Genomic DNA, 21477 nt, shown 5'->3' with positions numbered 1-21477 from the left:
AATTTTTAATGCGGAGTCAGTGAAAAATTGGCCCATTCAGGGCCAATTTCATCTCATCAGGCGACAGATTCGCGACTGACCAGTTCTGCTTCGAACTTGAGCGTCAGTCCGTCAACCGGCTTGTGATCCAGCAGACGCAAGGCCAGCTCGGCCGCGCGGCCACCCATCTCCTCGATGGGATAGCGCACTGTCGTGAGCTTGGGGTAGATGTAACGGGCATAAGGGATGTCATCAAAACCCACCACAGAGATCTGCTGCGGGATTTTGTAGCCACGCTCCAGCAGGCAGGAGATGGCTCCCGCCACCATGGCGTCGTTGAAACCGAGCACGGCAGTGAACTCTACGCCCCGCTCCAGCAGCTCGCCCATGGCCACATAACCGCCATTTTCATCGGCGAAGGCACGGCCAATCAGCGCTGGATCCAGCTCAATGCCCGCCCGTTGCAGGGCGTAGCGGTAACCCGCCATCCGCTGCAAGCCATCCACAAACTCTTCGTCATCCGAGGTCACGAAGGCAATCTTGCTATGCCCGGCATCCAGCAGATGCTGACACGCGGTGGTGATACCGGCCTGGTTATCCAGCCAGACACAGCGATCCTCTGCACCCGGTACCTGTCGGTTGATGAAGACGATTGGGGTATTGCCTGCCACCAGTTCGCTCAGCTCCTCGTCCGGCAGTGCCTTGCTGTGCAAAATCAAGGCATCGCACTGGCGCTGCAGCAGCGCCTGAATGGCATGACGCTCACGTGCCGCATCATGGTTGCCGGACATGACGATGGTGAATTTGTCCGCCTTGTCGACCATGGTCTCGATGCCGCGCATCATCTGGGCGAAAAAGGGGCCACCACACAGGTCCCCTACCAGTACGCCGATGCAGTTGGATCGCTTGCTGACCAGCGCCTGGGCAAAACTGTTGGGACGAAAATTCAGTTCCTTCATGGCCGCCAATACGGCCACACGCTTTTCTGGTGCCACTTGTGCCGTGTTGTTGATCACCCGCGACACAGTTGAAATGGACACATTGGCCAACCGAGAAACGTCTTTAATCGTTGCCACTATCAATTCCTTTGTTGGGGAAGCCTGTCTGTGTTGATCGGGCGATTATATCGAACCTGTCAGACCAAGACGTGGCGCCCGATCACCTGACAGGTTTCCTTTTGTAACAAAACCTTGTGGGATAATAACCATTTTGGGGAAGGAAAGGGAATTGGGCAGCCGCCAGGGCGGCTGCCGTCTCAATAAGCGTGACTCAGCTCGCGTTCAGACATGAAGCGCAGCGGCTGTTGCAGCTTGTGCTGGTAGATGAGATCGAACGACAGCACATTCTGCACATAGTTGCGCGTCTCCTTGTAGGGGATGCTCTCGACCCAGACATCCATTGGCCGATTGCGGCTCTGCTCCCGCCAGCGTTTCACCCTCCCCGGCCCGGCGTTGTAAGCCGCCGTCGCCAGAATACGGTTGCCGTCATACACATCCAGCAAGCGCTTGAGGTAGGCACTCCCCAACCTGACATTGAGGGTAGGCTCGAACAACTGCTCGGGATTGCGATAAGGCACCCCCAGCTTGCTGGCTGTCTCCTTGGCGGTACCCGGCATCAACTGCATCAGGCCGCGCGCCCCCACCGGCGATTCTGCCCGCGGGTAGAGAGCGCTCTCCTGGCGCGACACCGCATAAAGCAGACTCATATCGACCGAGCGCTCCCGCGCCATCTGGCTGAAGGTCTGCTTGTAGGGTTTGGGAAAACGCAACTCGATCGCATCCCAGGCTTCGGCGCGGATGCTGGCCAGAATAGCCAGCTCATGCCAGCCCTGATTGAGCGCTATATGACCGAACTCGATGCGCTGGGCAACCGGGTTGCGATCCATGTTGTGGACCCACTCAGCGCGCGCCGCCGTGATTTCGTTCATGTCCAGCAGCTCACGCACCCGCAGCAGGAAGGGCCAGCGGTGAGTTGCGGTACGCCAGTCAGGCACCTTGGTGCCGGCGCTCTGGTTCTTGATGCGATAAGGTACGCCGGTACGCTGAGCCGCCATGAAGCCATAGAAGCCGCGCAAGTTGGCTGTTTCCAGATAGAGATCCCGCGCCGGTTTCTTCTGCCCCTGCACTTCCAGCGAGCGGGCCAGCCAGTAACGCCAGCGGTCCTCTTTCTGCAAAGCCATCGGCATGCGCTTGACCCAACCGGAGAGGCCGCGCCAGTCCTGTTCCCAGATGGCAAGGCGGGCTCTGAGCTCCAACAGATCCGGGTCATCGAGCCGCACGACAGTGGCATCCACCCAACTGCGCTGGGAAATGGATCGATCCAGCAGCAGGCGACGGGCCACAGCCCGCTCCACCGGAGCCACCTCGGCTGGCGTCAAACCAAAGCGGGAGCGAGCTTGCGCAAGCTGGCGCAACACGGATTCGGGCTGCTGATTGGCATAACGGGCCAGTCCCAGTGACAGCAGGCGCCGGGAGGGCGCTGCCGTGGAAAAATAAGCCGGATTCATCGCCCTTGCAGGCTGCTCGAACAAGGCGATCATCTGGTCTGCATAAGGCTGCATGCCGCTGCCGAGCTGGGCACCGAGGTGGCGGATCAGGTTGGGGTTTTCCGCTTCAAACGCCAAGGTCATGCGGGTCCAGACCTTCTCCTGAGTGCGCAATCCGGCCTGCTGCCAGAGCTGGAACAAAGGGGTACAGGCATCGGGACGGGATTGGCCGCTCAACCAGAGCTTGCCCGCCTCCTGCAAGGCCTGGGTCTGCTGTCCCGTGTAGTAGCGGGCCTGATAGTGCATGCAGAGCAGATCGGTGGAACTAGGCTTGGCCGGGTAGAAGCGCAGGAACTGGGACCACTGCTGGCTCTGGGCCAGATGGGTCAGGTAGCTGCGCTCCAGGCGATTGGATTGCGGCGTATCGCCGTGTTCGCGAATGAAACGGGTTACTTTGTCATAGTCTGCCGCCCCGGGCCGAAAGGCCAACTGGTAATAATCCAGATAGGGCAACAGCGGATAATGGGTCAAACGGGCACGAATTTGCTGGAAACGAGCCTGATCGTTGGCACGTACCGCGTCATAAGCCTGACGATAGAGGGACTGATCCATTGTCTGTGCCGCGACTGGCATCAGAAGTCCTGGCACGAACAGCGCCGATAATATGATTCCCTGCACGGCTTTCACCAAAGACGTCTCCATTGAGCAGCAATGCCACCGCCCGCTGGCGGTGGTGTCATGTCCACTCATTCTACCCGTTAACATCAAGGGCTACAGCTCGCCCACCATACTATTTTTCTGCCACCACACAGGTATGGTCGTTGTGGGTCAGACGCCGGACATAGCGCTCCAGATAGGGCACAGGCAGCGGCTTGGAGGCGAGGTAACCCTGATAGAAATGGCAGCCCTGAGCTTGCAGGAACTCCAGCTGCTGGCGGGACTCCACCCCCTCTGCCGTCACGTTGAACCCCATGTGACGCGCCATGGCGATGACAGCCTCGACGATGGCCATGTTGTCGCCATCCTTGGGAATGTCCTGAATGAAGGAGCGGTCGATCTTGAGCTCATCGGCCGGCAGCCGTTTCAGGTAACTCAGGGAGGAGTAGCCGGCACCGAAGTCATCGATGGCGAAGCTGATGCCAATGGCCTTGAGCTCGCTCATCTTGCTGATGGTGTCTTCCGCATGCCCCAGCACCACCGACTCGGTGATCTCCAGATTCAGGCAGGCGGGGTCCATGCCGGTCGCCGCCAGTACGTCGTGAATGCATTCGACAAAATCGGTGGCATGGAACTGCTTGGCACTCACATTGACCGACAGCTGGGGGATATGGATGCCGTTTTCCTCCCACAGCACATACTGGGCGCACGCCTCGTGCAGCACCCAGTTGCCGATGTCGACGATGAGATCCGTCTCCTCGGCAATGGGAATGAACTCGGCGGGTGAGACCAGTGCCCTCCCCGGCGGTTGCCAGCGGATCAGCGCCTCAACGCCTATGATGTCACCTCCCTCCACCATGTGCTGGGGCTGGTAATAGAGCGTCAGCTCCTGCTGGCTCAAGGCATTGCGCAATTCGTTATGAATGAGCAAGCGACGATCCGCCTGTTGCTGCATGGAGGCATCGAAGAAGCGCCGGGTCTTGCGGCCCGCCGACTTGGCCTGATACATGGCGGTATCAGCCTGCTTGAGCAAGTCATCCACCCCCTGCTCACGCCCAGGAAAGAGGGTAATACCGACGCTGGCACCTATGTGCAGCACCTGCACACCATGGTTGTAAGGCGCAGCAATCTCGCTGATGAGCCGCTCGGCGATGAGGTCGGCCTGCATCTCCGCCTGAGGCGGGCTGGCCGAGAGGGAGGGCAGCAGCAGCACGAACTCGTCACCGCCGAGTCTGGCCAGGCAGTCCCCCTGACGCACCAATCGCTTGAGGCGGCTGGATACCTCCTTGAGCAACCAGTCGCCGGTAGCGTGACCGAGGGAGTCGTTGATGGTCTTGAAGTGATCCAGATCGATGAACAGCAGGGCCCCGATCAGGTTGTCACGGCTCGCTTCGCTGAATGCCTGCGCCAGGGTTTCGTGCAACTGGCGGCGATTGGGCAGGCCGGTCAGCTCGTCGTAATAGGCAAGATCCTGAATGCGGCGCTCAGCCGCTTTGCGCTCAGAGATGTCTTCGAAGCAGATGACGAAATGGCTGATAACGCCTTTGTCATCCTGCACAGGCGTGACGATTTCCCACTGGGGATAGGTGTGACCATCGAGGTGCAGGCGCTGAGTCTCCCCCTGCCAGCGGTTGAGGGTATTGAGCTCGTAACCAAGGCCATCAAGCCCTGACCAAAGCTCATTGCCCAGATGCAGACCTATCACCCGCTGGCTGTCAAAACCGGTGATCTGGCTGAAGGCATGGTTGACCCGCAGGATCTTGAAATCAGGATCCGTGATGATGATGCCTTCATGAGTTTCAAACGCCACAGCAGAGAGCCGCAACTGGGCGTCGCTCTGCAGCCGCTCCAGCTCGGCCACCATACGCACGGAGAAGATGGTCAACACTGAGCCCAGATTGGGGATCTCAATCTCGCCGGAGAAAAGCAGGGCCAGATGACCCAGGATCTGGCCATTTCGGTCAAACAGCGGCTGGGCGTAATAACGCTGCCCCGCCTTTAGTTGGGGGTTGAGCTGACAATGGGCCTCAAGGGTAACCACACAGGCTTCACCGCGCCGATAAACCTGCTGACAGGGCATGCCAGCGAGCTCGTACTCCTTGAGGTCGATGCCGTGACAGGCCAGCACCTTGAGGCGATCGCTGCCGGTGCGCTCTGCCAGCCAGACCGCATCCGCAACCAGAATATGGGCAAGCTGATTGACCAGGGTATCGAAGAAATCGAGCCCTGTTCTGGCGGAAAGGGCCTGGGCCAGCTGGGCCAGCAAGGGGTCTTGCAACAGAGGAAGCTGCTGGGATAACTCGACAGGCAAGGGGGTGCTGCGGGTGGTATCGAGCGGCGCAAGCCAGCCACAGCAAACCTGCTGGGCGGGGATGTACTGACCGCTCCAGAGCACGTGGCGCACGCTCCCCTCTTCATCGTTCAAATGGCCGATAAACTGGGCCGGTTGGTGCGAGTGATAGAGTCTGGAGAGAAAATCGGAGAATCCGGGTTCATCATCTGCAGCCAGCTGACCGGCCCAGGGGTGTGCGCCCTCCCCTTGCCAAAGCTGGTAAGAGGCATGATCGGACAGGCTCCACTGCTCCTGTTGTCGATCATAAAACCACATCATTTGAGTGGCTTGCTGTTTCATGTACTACTCCAACACCACAACAACCACGTTCAATGCCCGAATAACTTGATAGCGCCCACATTCACAGGTCGCACTACGGCATGACGAGGTGCGGCGGGAAGTGCGAAAGATGCGAGACTAAGCGGTGGAAACCGGACATGAGGTCGACATGCGGCGCTGCCAAGAAGGGACAGAAACGATCCAAGTTTTCCCATACTGCCTGCCTGTTTCATGGAGCTCAAGCGCTTTTTGGTGCAGAACGGGAAAAGATCACAATTTATATGTCCCGTGATAGTAAAGGGCCCATTTCGTGACCCAGATCACATTTCATTATTCCCCCATGAGTAATCTGAAGGTGAAGACACAAGCAAGACGACCCGAAGGGGGCCAATATGAAAATCGAAATTACCAGCAAAATCATCGACATTACCCCGGCTATCCGCGAGCGCATTGAATCCCGCTTTGAAAAGCTCGAACGTCTTCAGGTGCCTCTCATCACACCTCATGTGATTGTCTCCAAAGAGCGTCTGATGTTCATCATTGAAGCCACTGCTGGCATCCCCAACGGCAAACTGTTTGCCCAGGCAGAACACGAGGATCTCTACGCCGCCATCACTGAACTGGGGCAAAAGCTGGAGCGTCAGCTCACCCGTCACATCGAAAAACCCATTGCCCGTCGTGCGGCGGCCAGTGCCAAGGAAATCCCCCAGCCGGACGAAGCCGACGCATAATCCGCAATCACATCACACCAATTTGAATTCAAAGGCGGGATCTTCCCGCCTTTTTGCATGCTGACTTTTGTACGATCCCCTTCATGCTTGTGCCGCTGCCCTCAACTTAACCAGTGCAAGCGCGTATCCACCCCTTCTTGCAGTGCATTGAGGACTGGCAACATGAGCAAGGGATCGTCACGCCTTGGTTGATCCGCCAGCTTGTGCTGCCAGCGCTCGCGACCCAGGGGCGAGAGGTTGTCATAGACGGCAGGATCCAGCGCAGCTTGCGGGCCGAGCAAAGGCGGTGATCGCAGCGCCAGCCAAAGCCTCACATCCACCATGGATCCTCCCTGCTGCAACTGCTCATTGAGGTGCGCAGATCCCCCATCATCCTCGCCTCCTTGCAAGGGGGTCACGGCCGGTAGTTCAAAATGGCTGCGCCAGACCCGGGTATCTAGCTTGGAAACCCGCATCGGATCGAACCAGGGCTGCTCTTCTACAGCATCGGTCAGCAGGGCCAGGTGCAGACGAAAGTCGGCCCTGTCTCCGTGCTGGAGATCACGGTTGAGACGCTGCCCCAGCTGGGCCTCGTCAACCAACAGCTGATCACGAATCGCGCTGGGTAACATGAGATAACTCTTGGAAATAGTGGTTTCATTGCTTATCGGCCGCAAATCGGATCCTTTGAGCAGGAAAAATCCCGCCAAGGGGTTCACAACGACAGAAGATCTGTTAGTATGCGCCTCGCACTTGTGGAGGGGTTCCCGAGCGGCCAAAGGGATCAGACTGTAAATCTGACGGCTCTGCCTTCGAAGGTTCGAATCCTTCTCCCTCCACCATTTCAAGTGCAGCCAGTACGCAAGTCAGGCCAATAAACGTATGCAATACCCCGTGGAGGGGTTCCCGAGCGGCCAAAGGGATCAGACTGTAAATCTGACGGCTCTGCCTTCGAAGGTTCGAATCCTTCTCCCTCCACCACTCTTCAGAAAACCCGGCCTGGCGCCGGGTTTTCGCATTTCTGGCCATCAGGATGTCGTGTGACCCACCCTCACACTGCCCCATGAAAACGGGAGGCCAAGGCCTCCCGTTTTTGCATCCCCCTGCCCTACAGGGTGAAGCGGTAGAAGATGTCCACCGCCTGGGCGACGCCGCTCATGGCCTGCAGATAGAGTCTAGGCATCAGCTCGTAACGCAGCTTGAACTCGGCGATGGGGCTGAACACGCCGACCCCGTACTGGAACTGCAAACCGGGCAACAGATAGGCCGACAGGGTCACCTGAGTGTTGTTGCCACTGCCGGCGGTATCGAGCGCCACATCGCTCATGCCGAGGGATTCCCCCAGGCTGGAGACCACGCCATTGGCCTGGCTGACGGCACCGGCCACCAGCAGGCCGTTGAAACCACCATCTTCACCACTGGTCTGCAAGCCCTTGCCGCGCAGCAGATAGGAGAGCTGTTCTGATTGTGCCATCTGCGGCTCGGAATAGACGGTGATCTTGGGCTTGCTCGCCGGCCCTGTCACCCGCACCCCGACCGTCACCTTGTCCTCTATGGTATCCGGATCCCGATAGGCCTCTATGTTGAGGAAGGGTCGATCGAGCGGGCCGGAGAAGAGGATACGGCCATCCTTGATGATGAGGTTCTGGCCATAAGCCCTGAAGCGACCATCGTTGAGCACCAGCTGACCGTTGCCCGCCAGTGGCCGGGAAGGCTGCTGGCTGATATTGATGCCGCCGCCCACCCGGGTCTTGAGCCCCATGGCATCGAGCCGAACGTCATCCCCAAGCCGAATGGCCAGCTTGATGGCCATCGGCAGCGGCGCCGCCTTGGGCACAGGCGGCAGGTCGTCATAGATCACGGTCACATCGTCGGAGACAGAAACAGCACTCTCTGGCAGGCTCTTGACCAGGATCCGCGCCCAGGGAATATCGACCTGACCACTGACCTGGGTCTCCTCTCCCAGCGAGATGGCGATGTCGGGGGAGAGCCGTACCCGTCCCATGCCCGGATACTGGGCTTCCAGCTCCTTGCCCTGAATGGTGAGACTGCCCGTCACCGGCATGCTGGCCCAGCTCAGCCAGCCCCCCAGCGCCAGCGGGCCCTTGCCCACCAGCATGGCACCGTCAAGCTCGGCCCGGTTGCCTTCTATCTTGAGACGGGTCACCAGCTTGGAGAGGGTCACCATGTCGGAGTGGGTCTGCACCTCTCCATCGAGCAGGTTGAGCTGACCGAACAGCAGAGGGGACGCCAGTGTGCCATCGAAGCGGGCATCGGCCGAGATGACCCCCTGCAGGGAGCGCACCTCGGGAATGAGGGGTGCAAACGTCGTCAGCTTGAGGTCATCAAACTTGAGCTGGCCCGACAGAGTGCCACGACCGGCCGGATCCTTGATCAGCAGATCGGTATCGATATGACCTATCTGTTTGGAGACGAAGTCGAGCCGGATCGCCGCCTGCTGGCGTTCAAAGTCCACCCCCAGTTCGAGGCGCTGATAATCGGTCTTGAGCCCGTCAGCCACGAAGGTGCCCGGTGTGGTGCGCACATTGGCGTGCAGTGTCGGCTGATTGCCACGCCAGCTGGCGCGACCATCGGCTGAGAGCACCGCCTGCCAGCGGAAGTTTTCCGGCAGCCAGGGACGCAGGCGCTTGAGATCAAACTCGCTTAGGGCAAACTCCAGGCTTCCTTGCTGGGCCGAAACCTGGCTCCCCTTGACGCAGAGGCTGGCCCCCTGGGAGGTCAGGCAGAGATCCCCCATGGTCAGCCGCTGGCGTGGCAGATCGAGATCAAGGGCCCAGGGGTCGGTCAGCTCCCAGCGCCGCAACGGCGTCTTCAGCTTGAGCTCCGACAAGGCACCACGCCAGCGATCTCCGCGCAGCCCGCCGCTCAGGTTGAGGTTGGCAGCAACCGGATCGCCCTTCATGGTCAGACTCAGCACATGTTGGTTGAGGTCGCCACTGAGCGTCAAGGCCAGCTGACTGAGGGTGGTTTTTCCCTGCACCAGACTCACCACCGTCAGCGCCAGTTCACCGGCCGGCTTGTCACCGACCAGGGCATTGCCCTTGATGGCGATCCCTTTCAGATCCGTGCCCGCATAATAGAGACGGCTGGAGACCAGTTCAGTAGTGACCCGCGGCGCTTTCTGATTACCGGTCAGACGCACCTGTCCCTTTATGTCCCCTTTCAGGCCAGGATAGAGCCCCGTCAGATTGGGTGCATCGAGATCCGCATCCAGTCGCCACGCCTGCTGGCTGAGGCTGCCCTTGGCCTGCAACCGGTTGGGGCCGCTTTGCAGCGCCAGAGCCGGGATCTGCCACTCCATCTTGTCGTTGCCGCTGATCTCGCCCTGGATGGCGAGCGGATACTGATTAAGCTTGCCCTCGACTTTCAGCTCGGGCAGTTGCAACTGCCAGTGACCCGCCTCGCTCAGTTCGAAACGGCTGACTATCTTGCCCGCCAGCTTGCCCTTGAGTTCAGGCACCAGTTCGGCGGGATTGATCTCCTTGAATTCGGTGGTGCCCTGCCAGCGAACCCCCTTGTTCCAGGCCAGCTTGCCATCGAGCTTGAGCTCCCCCTTCAGGGCGTTGAGCAGCAGGTTTATCTGGTTGAGTTGCTCCAGATCCCCCTTGCCCGTCAGCGCCAGCTTGAAGGGGGGCACATCCGTGCCCTTGCCGGCGGTATTCAAGGCAAATTGGTAGGCAGAGAGCTTGCCCTTGGCGGTCAGGCTGCCCTTGTCCAGCTGATAGCCGGGCTCGTCCTTGGCTGCTTGTTTGGTGACAGTGTGCAGGGGCCAGCCGAGGCGCTTCCACTCCAGCGCCAGGTCAAACGGCAAGTCAGGGTTGAGGGGAGCCAATGACCCCTTGAGGTTGGCGGCCACAGGCCCCTTGGCTTGCAGTGCCAGCGCCAGCTTGCCCACTGAGCCACCCAGGGTCAGGGTCGCCTGCTCCCCTTTCAGTTCACCATCCAGCAACCCCTTGCGGGCTTTGGCATCCAGGGTCAACGTCAGCGGATAATCCTCGGTCAGCCGGACATGGCCCTTGAGCGCCAGATCCGCCATGGCATGGCGCAGGGAGAGCTCGCGCACCTCGATGCGCTCCTCTTTTGCCGTGGCCGACAACCGCAGGAAATCGAGCCCTTCGATCAGCTCCCCTTGCTGGTAGTGCAGCTTGGTGGCATGCAAACCTTCCAGCTGGATCGGGAATGGCAAGTGAATGGCAGGCAAGGTTATGGGTGCCGCCTGTTCTGCCTTGTCCTTGCCCGCCTGCTGCGCCTTGACGCTCAGCATGGGTTGGGTGGCGGCCTTGTCTGCAGTCGCCTTGTCTTTGCTCGCTTTCTCCCTGGCAGCCTTGTCGGCAGCGGGCTTGGCTGCATTGGCAGGCGGTGTCTCGGCCAGGATCACGCTCAGGCCATCGAGCACGGGCCCACGCACTATGAGCCCCTTGCGATTGAGGGAGGCACCGATATCCAGCGACGTGAGGGTTACCGCGACCCCGGGTACCGCCAGATCCAGATCTGCCACCTTGAGGCTGTCGATCTGGATTTTCAGCGGCAAGGGCCGCCAGACAAAAGGCTCCGATGGCGTTTCCGGTGTCGGTTCAGACTCGGCAACCTTCACCACGGGATGGGTAACCGACAGGGATTTTATCCAGAGCTTGCCCTGCAGCAGCTTGCCCAGATCCCAGTCGAGCACGGCCCGATCCACAGTGACATCCACCAGTTCATCCTGCCAGCCGACCCCTTCCAGGGTCCAGCCGTAGCCCAGTTGGCCAGCCACCAGATCCCCCTTGAGAGAAGGCAGCGCAGCCCTGGCCTGCAACCACAGCCACTTGTTGCCCTGGTGGGTGAACCCCAGCAGGCTGACACCGATGAGCAGCAAGAAGACCAGCCCCATCAGCCAGAGAAAAATGCGTTTTACCCAGATCACAGTGCAGACCCCCGCGAAACATGCAGCCGCAGCGGCCAAAGAAACGTGCGTTCAAACGAAATCATAATTCAGGCCCCAGCGCGAAATGCAGCCGCAGCGGCTTGTCTTCCTCGGAAATGCCCACCGCCAGATCGAGCCTGACCTGACCTATGGGGGTCACCCAGCGCACACCTACACCTGTCCCTATCTTCCAGGCTTCGCTGTAATCCTCGGTTGCCGTGCCGCCATCCACGAACAGGGCACCTAGCCACTTGTCGCTGAACCGGTAGTTGTATTCGGCACTGGCGGCGCTCACGTAGCGTCCCCCCAGCAACTTGCCATCACTGTCTCGCGGCGAGATCGTCTCATAGCCGTAGCCACGCACCGTCTGATCGCCCCCGGTAAAGAAGCGCAAGGAGGGGGGTACCAACGAGAAGCTGTCCCCTATGATGGCGCCCTGCTCGGCCCGCAGCAGGAAGCGGTGATCATCCCCCAAAGTACGCAGCCACTTGCTGCGGCCCCACACCCGCATGAAGCTGATATCCGACCCCCAGTAAGGGTCGGAAAACTCCAGGGTCAGTTGCTGGCGATCACCCCAGTCCGGTACCAGACCACCGCGCACCCGCAGCCGCGACCAGGAGACGCCGGGGATCAGCAGCAAGCTGTTCCCTTCATCCTTGCCCTGCACATAGCTTTCGTTTTCAAGCCGGATGAAGACGTCACGGTCCCATGTCTCCGGACGCCGCGTCCAGCGGTGGACACTGAAGGTGGCGAGATCGGAGCGGGTGTCATTGTTGTTGGTATAGCGATAACCGGTTTGCAGGGAGTAGTAATCCCGCAGCGGGTTGCCCACCGGGATCTGGTAATCGAAGCTGAGATCGGCCTGAGGGGCGGAGACATTGGCTGTCGCGTTGAGACGGTGACCATAGCGGTTGACCCAGGGCTTCTCCCAGGTGGCACTCATGCGCGGGCCCACGTCGGTGGCAAAGCCGACCCCCGTCTCTATCTCGTGGTCAACCCGGTTGGACAAGGTGACCTGCACAGGCACACGGTTGCCCTCGGCCTGACTGATCATGGGCTTGATATCCACCTGCTTGAACAGCTTGGTGGAGGAGACATCCTGCGACATCTCGGCCATCCGGATCGCCAGATAAGGGTCGCCACGCTTGATGTTGATGAGCGGTCGAATGAGGCGCAGCGCCTCCGGTGTGGCGTCGTAGTGGATCTCGCCAAAGTGATAGCGGGGGCCGGAGCGGAACAGGATGAAGATTTCGGCCGTGCCCTGATCCGGGAACACCTTGACCTGACTCTTGCTGATCTTGGCATCGAAATAACCCCGGGCCAGCCCCAGGTTGCCCAGATCCGCCTTGATGGATTCGTACTTGCCGTGGTTGAGGGCATCGCCCTCTTTCAAGGGCAGCTTGTCCAGCAGCTCGCTGTAAACCTCGTCGCTGCCCGCGTCCCCTTCCAGCAAAATATCGAGGCGAGAGATGATGACAGGCTTGCCCGGATCCACCTCTATCACCACCTTGGAGGGAGCCTGCTTGTCGCGGCTCAGGGTGATCTTGGGCTGATAGTAGCCATAGACCTGCAAGGCTTTTTGCACGCTCTCGGTGATCTTGGCGCGCGCGGGGCGGAACTGGCGTTCCTGATAGACAGGCAGGGCATTGAGGTAGGCTTCAACGTTGCTCTTGTTATCCCCTCTCAGACCCTTGATCTGATAGGTGAGCTTGGCCGCCATGGCGGGCGTGACAACCAGCAGCAGACAGAGGCTCAGGCCAAGTGCGCGAAGCCCGCGACGGAACGCCCGTCCGGGCGGTGAGATCCCTGCTGGCAGGGGCGGATTGCATCCTGTCAAACGTCAATTTCCCCGAAGAACATGATTAAAATAATGCAGTATTCAGAACGATAATGAGGCTCACTCGATGGCAAGCGCGCCTCATCCTAGCATATCCCCAGCCCAACATCAGAGCGGGGTGGCATTGAAATTCACCATATTATTGAAGCCTTTGCCGACCGGGTGACCCCCTTTACCCCCGCGCCGGCCACGCTGACCTGCGCCATTGCGGGTAAAAAGGGGAATTCCTCGCCCGTCAGGCCATGAAGTACCGCCTCAACGACGGCGATTCACGCCAGGGGCCAACTCTCAAGGCGCTCCGGATGATGCGACATCCATTGTCGGCAAACGGTCAAAATGACATCATCGCCCTCATGGCCTGCCCCCAAACATTGGCCCTGGCGTCCCCCTCCCTTGAAGGCATGTCTATTTAGACGATATAAATCAATTGGTTGAGTAACAATAATCAAAGCCTCGTTCACCTCAATCGATTTATCCCGCTGCCACCTTGCCTCTCCCTCCACCACACTGGGTCTATCAACAAAGGGACGCACATCATCTTCGCCAGCCTTGGCGTTATTCATTGAGGGGACACATCATGCATGCACGTAGCGAACAGATGGCTGACTATATTGCCGATCGTCTCGAGTTCATCACTTTTCTCGCCTGTTGCAGCGCCATGCTGGCCTTGCTGACGGGCATGAACGGCCAGCAGGCGCTGGCCTTTACCGCGCTCAATCTGCCGTTCGGGCTCGCCATTTTACTGGGGCTAGCCATGCTGGCACCGCTGCCGGCACACTGGCGCCTGCCGGGTGTCACCCTGCTGCTGGCAGGCAGTGCGCTGGCCACCCTGCAACTGGGTGGCAACTGGCTCAACCCCCTGGCCATCTGGAGCCTGCATGCCCTGCTGGGCCTGGAGATACTGTGGCAATCACGCCCAAGGGCGCATCTGACGGCTCACCTGCGTGGCTAATGCCAGAGTCCGGCTGACGTGTGCGATGAATTGGGGTAATCTTGCGCCCCGATTTGCCATCCGCCGAGGAGCACCCGAATGAAGAAAGCCTGTGCCCAGCACATCCTGGTCAAGACCGAGAAGCAGTGTCTGGAGATCAAGGAGAAACTTGCCAAGGGAGCCGACTTTGGCCAAATGGCCAAGCGCTTCTCCACCTGCGCCTCATCCAAGCGCTCGGGGGATCTGGGGGAGTTTTCGAAGGGTGACATGGTCAAGCCGTTTGACGATGCCGTGTTCAAGGGCGAACTGCTGACAGTGCTCGGCCCGATACGCACCAAGTTCGGCTTTCACCTCATCAAGGTGCTATACCGCAACTGACTAGCTGTGATCTCTCTGTAGGTTGTTCACTCGGGGCATTCCCGGAAAACTGGAGGCGCCAACCAAACCAATCATCCGAGGTGCCCCAGTGAACAACCATAAAAATGCCCGATTAACCGTCTTTGGTCGACAGCTTCTTGTCCAACGTATCATTGAGCAGGGCCTGCGCGTTGAAGAGGCCGCTCACGCTGCCGGCGTCAGTACCCGCACCGCTTACAAGTGGCTCACTCGATATCGCCAGGAGGGGCCTGATGGCTTGTACAATCGCTCTTCTCAACCGCGCAACGGGCAGAACACCTGCAACCGTGGCTGCATGAGTACAACTGGCATCGTCCTCATGCAAGTCTGGGCTATAAGCCCCCCATCAGCCGTCTTCAATCTGTGAACAACCTGGTGGGTTTACACAACTAGCTCATAAACGGAAGGCTCAGAGCTCGGGTGACAACACCAGGGGCCAACCGCCGCACCGGCGGGCATAGAAGCCAAAGCGCCAGGGATGGCGTTGTGCCCAGTTATCCATCTCGGGTGCCGGCGTGAACTTGCTATCCGGCCAGAGCGATACCCGGCTAGCCCGACCATGCAGGGCCTGCCAGCGGGTCAGGCTGATGTCAGCCAGACGCCATTGAAAATCATCCTTTGGCAACAGCACAGGGGCAAATGCCTGACCACGGTTGCAATATTGCCCGCCCCCATCATTGCCATCTACCAGTTGCCAGAAAATGTTGAGCAGATCCCCATATCCCACCAAAGCCGGATCGTATTCGATGCGTACCGCCTGACGCCGCAGCCCCCTCTTTTCAGCATCCGAGTTTCCTTTCAGCTCGGGTGTGACATAACCGGGCTCGACCCGGGTCACGCCGGGCACGGCTTCATATATGATCTCGGCACGCCACATGTCCCCTGCCGCCATGACAGCCGTGTCCGCCCAGAGAGGTGTGCTTTGGAAAAGCAGCAGGATTGAGATAAATTTACTAACGTTATCAGTCAATTAAGTTTATCCTTCTGGGCACATGTCCATCATAACCAGTGGATCCCCGTTATGCCCAGTTATTTGTGGTGGCCACTGCTGGCCTGGATGCTGCCCTTGGCTGGCGCCCTCGGCAGTCGCATGCATCTCTGGCCCTGGTGGGCAGGCTTCGCCCTCTGTCTCGTCAGCGCCCTGATCGCCCTTGGTCTCTTGCTGCGCCTGCCCTGGAGCCGGCACAAGGTGCCAAGCCTGTGGGGCATAGTTCCCCTGTTGCTGCCCCTGCTGTTTGTGGTGCAAGCACTGCGCATGCCGCTGACCAACGATGTCAGCACGGATCCCTATCATCCCCCCGCCCTTGCCTGGGCTGCCGAACTGAGAAGCCCGCAGGATCTGCCGATAAATCCGGCCCCCTTGCAAGTATTTGAGAAAAATCCCGGTCCTCTCTATACCAGAGCCTCCCCGGTCGAGGTGATCACGGAAGCGAGCGAGCTGATGGAAGAGCTCGGCTGGCAGCAACGACCCAGCCCAACCGGCATTGATGCCGTCGTCACCTCTCGCTGGTTTGGCTTTCAGGATGACGTGGCCTTGAGAGTCTTTGCGGGCCCCAAGGAGACCCGAGTCGACATGCGCTCTGCCTCCCGTCAGGGGCGCAGCGATCTAGGGGCGAATCGGGCTCGGATCCATGCATTTCTGGATCTGCTCAACGAACGGTTAGGCGGCGCCTATAAACCCAAGATGAAGAAAATTGAAGAGGATCAGTATGCGCGTTGAGGTCAAACCGGACCGGGAATATGCCTGGTTTATCCGCCCCTTTTTCTGGCTGCAAAAACGCAACTACGGTCAGGTGCTGATCCCGGGCAAATGCTGGGGCCGCTCACCACGGCTGTTTGCCGCCGTGGCCACCCTGTATGGTGTCATCAACCGCAAGCGCTCTCCCATCGATCCCGTGCTGCGCTCCCTGGTGACGGTCAGGGTCTCCCAGCTCAACTGGTGCCGTTTCTGCGTCGACATCAACGCCATGACCCTCATCAAGCGAGCGGGCTCCAGCGACAAGGTGGAGGCGCTGGCACACTGGCGCACCAGCCCCCTGTTCGACGAACGGGAAAAGGCGGTGCTCGACTACACCGAAGCCATGACAGGGCTCGATGGGGTGAGCGACGAGCAGGCGGCTCGCCTCAAGCCCTGGTTCGATGACGATGCCATGGTGGAGCTGACCGGCCTTGTCGCCTTCCAGAACATGTCGGCCAAGTTCAATGCGGCCCTCGATATTGCCCCCCAGGGCTTCTGCCAGTTGCCGGTGCAACCTGAGCGCCCCGTGGCAGCTCAGGAACAGCAGCCCGGCAAGGACGCCTGATGAAGCGCGCCCGCCTGCTGCTCCTGCTGGTGATGGGTTGCCTGATTGGCGCCTTTTTCACCCTCGATCTCGGCCGCTACCTGAGCCTGTCCCAGTTGCAGGCCCACCAGGATGCACTGGCACAACTGGTCGACACCCATTTTGTCGCCGCCTGCCTGCTGTTTGTGACTCTCTATGTGATCAGTACCGCCCTCTCACTGCCCGGCGCCAGCCTGCTCACCCTGGGGGGCAGCGCTGTATTCGGTATTGGCTGGGGGCTGCTGCTGGTCTCCTTTGCCAGTACGATCGGGGCCACACTGGCTTTTCTCAGCGCCCGCTTCCTGCTGCGCGACTGGGTACTCAGACACTTTGGCGACAATCTGGCCACGTTTCAGGCCGGCATGGCAAAAGACGGCGCCGCCTACCTGCTGAGCCTGCGCCTCATCCCGCTCTTCCCCTTCTTTCTGGTCAATCTGTTGATGGGGCTCACTCCCATCAGAGTCAGTACCTACTACTGGGTGAGCCAGCTTGGCATGCTGCCCGGCACCTTCGTCTATGTGCTGGCGGGAAGCGAGCTGGCAACCCTCACCAACACGGGCAATATTCTCTCCCCCGGCCTGATGGTGGCGCTGACCCTGCTAGGACTGATGCCCTTTTTGATGAAGAGGGCGATGACATGGCTGGCCCTGCGTCGCCTCCATGCCCCCTATCAAAAGCCAAGCCGCTATGACTACAACCTGCTGGTGATAGGTGCCGGTGCCGGCGGCCTGGTGACCAGCTATATCGCCGCGGCGGTGAAGGCCAAGGTCGCCCTTATCGAGAAACACAGGATGGGTGGGGACTGCCTCAATACCGGCTGCGTTCCCTCCAAGGCACTGATCCGAAGTAGCCGCTTTGCCGCCGAGCAGCGCAGGGCCGGGGAACTGGGTTTTAGCCCGAATCAGGCCCGCGCCGATTTTGCCGCCGTGATGGAGCGGGTGGCACAGGTGATCAAGGAGGTCGAACCCCACGACTCGGTGGCGCGCTATCAGAATCTGGGCGTGGAGTGCATCGAGGGCGAAGCAAAACTGGTCTCCCCTTGGGAGGTGGAGGTGAATGGCCGGCACCTCACCAGCCGCCATATCGTGATCGCCACCGGGGCAAGCCCCCTGGTGCCGGACCTGCCCGGATTGGCCGACACGCCTTATCTCACCTCGAATACCCTCTGGCAGCTGCGCACCCCGCCCCTCCGCCTGCTGGTGCTGGGCGGTGGCCCCATCGGCTGCGAACTGGCCCAGAGTTTTGCCCTGCTTGGCATCCCGGTCACCCAAGTGGAGCTGGCCGATCAGCTGCTGCCTCGTGAAGAGCGCGACGTAGCCGATGCTCTGCAACACCAGATGGCGGCGGACGGCGTCACCCTGCTCACCGGCTGGTGTGCCGAGCGGGTCGACTATGTGCCGCAAGAAGGGAGTGAGCAAGGGGAACACCTCCCCATCCGGCTCCACCTGTGTCGGGGTGATCAACGCCTGATGGTTGAAGGGGATCAACTGCTGCTGGCACTGGGGCGGGTTGCAAATGTCAGCGGCTTCGGCCTCGAAACGCTGGGGGTCGAGCTGGCGCCACGCGGCACCATTGCTGTCGATGGTTTTCTCGCCACCAACTACCCCAGCATACTGGCGGTGGGCGATGTGGCAGGCCCCTACCAGTTCACTCATTTTGCCGCCCATCAGGCCTGGTATGCCGCCGTCAATGCCCTGTTCGGCCAGTTCAAGCGCTTCAAGGCGGATTACAGGGTGATCCCCGCGGCGACCTACACCAGCCCGGAAATTGCCAGGGTGGGTCTCAACCGCAAGGAGGCCATGGCTCAAGGAATCCCCTTCGAGGTGACCCGCTTCGCGCTAGGGGAGCTGGATCGCGCCATTGCCGATGGGGAACGCCATGGCTTTATCGAGGTGCTGACGGTGCCCGGCAAAGACAAGATCCTCGGTGCCACCATAGTGGGCACTCACGCCGGTGAACGGCTCGCCGAATTCGTGCTCGCCATGCGCCACCAGCTGGGGCTTGGCAAGATACTCGCCACCATCCACGCCTATCCCACCCTGATGGAGGGGAACAAGTACGTGGCCGGTGAATGGAAACGGGCCCATCAGCCCACTCGGGTGCTGGCCCTGCTGGCCCGTTATCACCACTGGCGCCGCGGCGCCTGACCCTTTGCCCAAGGTAACGCCCATGTTCAAGACCCTGCCTTTGCTTAAATCCCTGTTGTGCGCCCTGCCCCTGCTGGCAAGCGGCACACTCTTTGCCGATGACACTGCCGACGAGGGAGCCCGTTGGCAGCAGACCCTTGATCAAGCGAGGGGCCAGACCGTCTACTTCAACGCCTGGGGCGGCAGCCCGGAGATCAACACCTATCTGGTGTGGGCGGGGCAGGAGATTGAGCGTCAATATCAGGTCAAACTGGTACAGGTGAAAGTGGATGACATAGCCCAGAGCGTCAGCCAGCTGCTGGCCAACAAACAGGCCGGCAAAAACACGGGAGGCCCCATCGATCTGCTCTGGGTCAACGGCGAGAATTTCAAGGCGCTCAAGGAGCAGGGGCTGTTGGGTGCCCCCTTCAGCCATGAGCTGCCCAACCTGGCCCTGGTGGACAAGAGCCTGCCGGTGAGTGAGGACTTCACTGTGCCGGTAGAGGGACTGGAAGCGCCCTGGGGCATAGGCCAGCTCAACCTGATGGTGAATGGGGACGAGGTGAGCAATCCCCCCCGCTCCGCAGAGGCGCTGCTCGCCTGGGCCAAGGCCCATCCCGGTCGTTTCAGCTATCCCAAGCCGCCCCAGTTTCATGGCTCCAGCTTTCTCAAACAGATATTGCTGGAGCTGACCCCGGATCCTGCCCCCCTCTATCGGGAGGCAACCGATGCCGATTTTGCCAGACTCACAGCGCCGCTCTGGGTCTGGCTCGACGAGTTCCACCCCGCACTCTGGCGCAAGGGCAAGCTGTTCCCCACCGGCGCCGCCGAGACCCGCCAGTTGCTGGATGACGGTGAGCTGGCCATGGCCATCAGCTTCAACCCGCAAGAAGCGCAGAGTGCGGTGCAAAACGGCGCCCTGCCCCCCAGCGTGGTGGCCGTGGCCATGGAGAAAGGGGCGCTCACCAACAGCCATTTTCTCGCCATCCCCTTCAACGCCAACGCCCGCGCGGGCGCCAAGGTAGTGGCCAACTTTCTGCTGAGCCCGGCAGCCCAGGCCCGCAAGGCCGAGCCCGCCTTTTGGGGCGATCCCAGCGTGCTGCGCAGCGACGCCTTGCCAGCGACCACCAAACAGGTACCAGCCCTGCGCTTCAAGGCGGTGGCTGAACCCCATCCCAGCTGGCAGACCAAGCTCGAAGCGGCCTGGGCCGAGCGTTACGGTCACTGATGACGGCAGGACTCGGCAACGCCATCCGCCGCACCCTCGGCTGGCGCCCCATGTTTACCCTCCTCTGCGCCCTCCTGCTGGCCGCCCCCCTGCTGGGAGGGCTGTGGCTGCTGGTGACACAGGGGACACTCAGCCCGCATGTTCAGCGGCTGCTGGCCCAGCCTGGGCTCTGGCACTCGGCAGCCTTGAGCTTCTGGATTGCGGCGGCCTCCACCCTGGGCAGCCTGCTGTTGACCGCCCTGCTGCTGGCACACAGCGTCAAGAACGGGGAAGAGAGCCGCAGCTTTCGGCTGCTGCGCCGTCTGCTCTCCCCCCTGCTGGCGCTGCCCCATGTCGCCTTTGCCATCGGTTTTGCCTTCCTGCTCGCCCCCTCCGGCTGGTTGTTGCGGCTCGTCTCTCCCTCCTTGACCGGTTTTGAGCTGCCCCCGGACTGGCAGACCATCAAAGACCCGGTCGGGCTTGGTCTTATCCTGGCGCTGATCCTCAAAGAGACCCCTTTCCTGCTGCTGATGGCACTGGCAGCGCAAGAACCCGCCAAGCTGGCCCGCCAGCAGTGGCTTGGCGCCAGCCTGGGTTTCAGTACCCCGCAGATCTGGTGGCGCCTGTTGTTGCCTGCGCTCTGGCCCGCCCTGCGCCTGCCCCTCTATGCGGTGGCCGCGTACGGAGTGGCTGTGGTGGATCTCGCTCTGCTGCTGGGGCCCGATGCCCCTGCCCCGCTGGCCGTGCGGCTCTGGCTCTGGTATCAGGATCCAGACCTTGACTGGCGCGGCGCCACCGCCAGCGGCGCCCTCTTGCTGCTCGCCATCAACCTGCTGCTGCTCGCCGGTTTGCGGCTGCTGGAGTGGGGCCACACGACTGTCGGCAAGCACGCCTGGCTCGATGGCCGGCGCGCCGAGCCAAATCCGCTGACAGCCAGCCTGTCCGGCATCACAACCTTTACCCTGATGGCCATCAATCTGGCAGTGCTGGCAGCCTTGGTGATCTGGTCGCTGACCCGGCGCTGGTCCTTCCCCGACCTGCTGCCTGGTCAGTGGAGCAGCCACCATTGGCATGTACTCCTGCCGGACCTGATGCCCCTGCTTGTGACGAGTACCCTGCTGGCACTGGCGAGCGGACTGCTGGCGCTGCTGATGGCGGTATTGAGTCTGGAGGCTCAGCAAGGCCGTCGGCCCTGGCCCCTCTGGCTCATCTGTTTGCCACTGCTGCTGCCCCAGGCCAGCCTGCTGTTTGGCATCCGGCTGGGGCTTGACTGGCTGGGGGGCGGGATTGGGT

17 protein-coding genes, 2 tRNA genes and 1 pseudogene are annotated in these 21477 nt (G+C 60.6%); 12 read left to right on the top strand and 8 right to left on the bottom strand.

The window, feature by feature from the left end:
- Window positions 1–56 precede the first annotated feature (56 nt).
- From AACX78_RS08995 to AACX78_RS08985, 3 genes are all read right to left on the bottom strand, one after another.
- Window positions 57–1055 carry a LacI family DNA-binding transcriptional regulator gene (locus tag AACX78_RS08995; RefSeq protein ID WP_034523272.1) on the bottom strand — a complete coding sequence of 333 codons (999 nt, stop codon included), beginning with the start codon at window positions 1053–1055 and terminating at the stop codon, window positions 57–59.
- 179 nt (window positions 1056–1234) lie between these two features.
- Window positions 1235–3151, bottom strand: coding sequence for a transglycosylase SLT domain-containing protein (locus AACX78_RS08990; RefSeq protein ID WP_059167696.1), 1917 nt, complete (start codon window positions 3149–3151; stop codon window positions 1235–1237).
- Between the two features lie 103 nt (window positions 3152–3254).
- On the bottom strand, window positions 3255–5753 hold the full coding sequence (locus AACX78_RS08985; RefSeq protein ID WP_159165986.1) for a putative bifunctional diguanylate cyclase/phosphodiesterase: 2499 nt from the start codon (window positions 5751–5753) through the stop codon (window positions 3255–3257).
- Window positions 5754–6124: 371 nt separating this feature from the next.
- Between AACX78_RS08985 and hpf the strand changes: the two genes are divergently transcribed.
- Entirely contained in the window at window positions 6125–6463 is a 339-nt protein-coding gene (gene hpf, locus AACX78_RS08980) for a ribosome hibernation-promoting factor, HPF/YfiA family (RefSeq protein WP_005309768.1), read from the top strand.
- Window positions 6464–6564: 101 nt separating this feature from the next.
- Here hpf and AACX78_RS08975 read toward each other — a convergent pair whose 3' ends face one another.
- Window positions 6565–7074, bottom strand: a complete 510-nt coding sequence (locus tag AACX78_RS08975) for a VC2046/SO_2500 family protein (protein WP_159165985.1) — start codon at window positions 7072–7074, stop codon at window positions 6565–6567.
- A gap of 125 nt (window positions 7075–7199) precedes the next feature.
- Between AACX78_RS08975 and AACX78_RS08970 the strand changes: the two genes are divergently transcribed.
- Together AACX78_RS08970 and AACX78_RS08965 are read left to right on the top strand one after the other, a co-directional pair.
- Window positions 7200–7284: transfer RNA gene (locus tag AACX78_RS08970), tRNA-Tyr, on the top strand.
- Between the two features lie 54 nt (window positions 7285–7338).
- Window positions 7339–7423 (top strand) — tRNA-Tyr (locus AACX78_RS08965).
- 127 nt (window positions 7424–7550) lie between these two features.
- On the opposite strand, the gene tamB is transcribed toward AACX78_RS08965, so the two are convergent.
- From tamB to AACX78_RS08950, 3 genes are all read right to left on the bottom strand, one after another.
- Window positions 7551–11366, bottom strand: a complete 3816-nt coding sequence (gene tamB, locus AACX78_RS08960; RefSeq protein ID WP_159165984.1) for an autotransporter assembly complex protein TamB — start codon at window positions 11364–11366, stop codon at window positions 7551–7553.
- Between the two features lie 61 nt (window positions 11367–11427).
- A complete protein-coding gene (gene tamA / locus AACX78_RS08955) occupies window positions 11428–13203 on the bottom strand; it encodes an autotransporter assembly complex protein TamA (RefSeq protein WP_011898917.1) in 1776 nt (591 codons plus the stop codon).
- A 269-nt stretch (window positions 13204–13472) separates the two neighbouring features.
- The gene (locus tag AACX78_RS08950; protein ID WP_159165983.1) at window positions 13473–13766 is read right to left on the bottom strand and encodes a hypothetical protein; all 294 of its coding nucleotides are present in this window, start codon (window positions 13764–13766) and stop codon (window positions 13473–13475) included.
- Between the two features lie 14 nt (window positions 13767–13780).
- On the opposite strand from AACX78_RS08950, the gene AACX78_RS08945 reads away from it, so the two are divergent.
- From AACX78_RS08945 to AACX78_RS08930, 4 genes and pseudogenes are all read left to right on the top strand, one after another.
- Entirely contained in the window at window positions 13781–14155 is a 375-nt protein-coding gene (locus AACX78_RS08945) for a hypothetical protein (RefSeq protein WP_005309754.1), read from the top strand.
- Between the two features lie 78 nt (window positions 14156–14233).
- Complete coding sequence (locus AACX78_RS08940; RefSeq protein ID WP_043138524.1) at window positions 14234–14512, top strand: peptidylprolyl isomerase; 279 nt, start codon at window positions 14234–14236, stop codon at window positions 14510–14512.
- An 88-nt stretch (window positions 14513–14600) separates the two neighbouring features.
- Window positions 14601–14804 (top strand): annotated as a pseudogene (locus AACX78_RS08935) (leucine zipper domain-containing protein); the annotation flags it as partial.
- Between the two features lie 5 nt (window positions 14805–14809).
- A complete protein-coding gene (locus AACX78_RS08930) occupies window positions 14810–14923 on the top strand; it encodes an integrase core domain-containing protein (RefSeq protein ID WP_321167832.1) in 114 nt (37 codons plus the stop codon).
- Window positions 14924–14939: 16 nt separating this feature from the next.
- Here the strand turns inward: AACX78_RS08930 and AACX78_RS08925 are convergent, their stop codons facing one another.
- Entirely contained in the window at window positions 14940–15500 is a 561-nt protein-coding gene (locus tag AACX78_RS08925) for a peptide-methionine (S)-S-oxide reductase (RefSeq protein ID WP_159165982.1), read from the bottom strand.
- Window positions 15501–15551: 51 nt separating this feature from the next.
- On the opposite strand from AACX78_RS08925, the gene AACX78_RS08920 reads away from it, so the two are divergent.
- From AACX78_RS08920 to AACX78_RS08900, 5 genes are all read left to right on the top strand, one after another.
- A complete protein-coding gene (locus tag AACX78_RS08920; RefSeq protein ID WP_125596402.1) occupies window positions 15552–16250 on the top strand; it encodes a DUF1499 domain-containing protein in 699 nt (232 codons plus the stop codon).
- Complete coding sequence (locus AACX78_RS08915) at window positions 16240–16833, top strand: carboxymuconolactone decarboxylase family protein (protein WP_005309739.1); 594 nt, start codon at window positions 16240–16242, stop codon at window positions 16831–16833. The genes AACX78_RS08920 and AACX78_RS08915 overlap by 11 nt, the downstream gene beginning before the upstream one ends.
- A complete protein-coding gene (locus tag AACX78_RS08910) occupies window positions 16833–18998 on the top strand; it encodes an FAD-dependent oxidoreductase (RefSeq protein WP_159165981.1) in 2166 nt (721 codons plus the stop codon). Before AACX78_RS08915 ends, AACX78_RS08910 begins: the two co-directional genes overlap by 1 nt.
- Before the next feature lie 22 nt (window positions 18999–19020).
- Window positions 19021–20205 (top strand): ABC transporter substrate-binding protein, encoded by a 1185-nt coding sequence (locus AACX78_RS08905; protein WP_159165980.1) that lies wholly within the window; start codon window positions 19021–19023, stop codon window positions 20203–20205.
- Window positions 20205–21477 (top strand): ABC transporter permease (locus AACX78_RS08900; protein WP_159165979.1); only part of this gene is annotated, 1273 nt, incomplete at its 3' end. The genes AACX78_RS08905 and AACX78_RS08900, both read left to right, overlap by 1 nt.

This window comes from Aeromonas sp. 9A (genome assembly GCF_963900955.1).
GTDB lineage: Bacteria > Pseudomonadota > Gammaproteobacteria > Enterobacterales > Aeromonadaceae > Aeromonas > Aeromonas salmonicida.
Note: the sequence above shows the minus strand (reverse complement) of the source record. Positions and strands in the feature narration are given on the sequence as shown.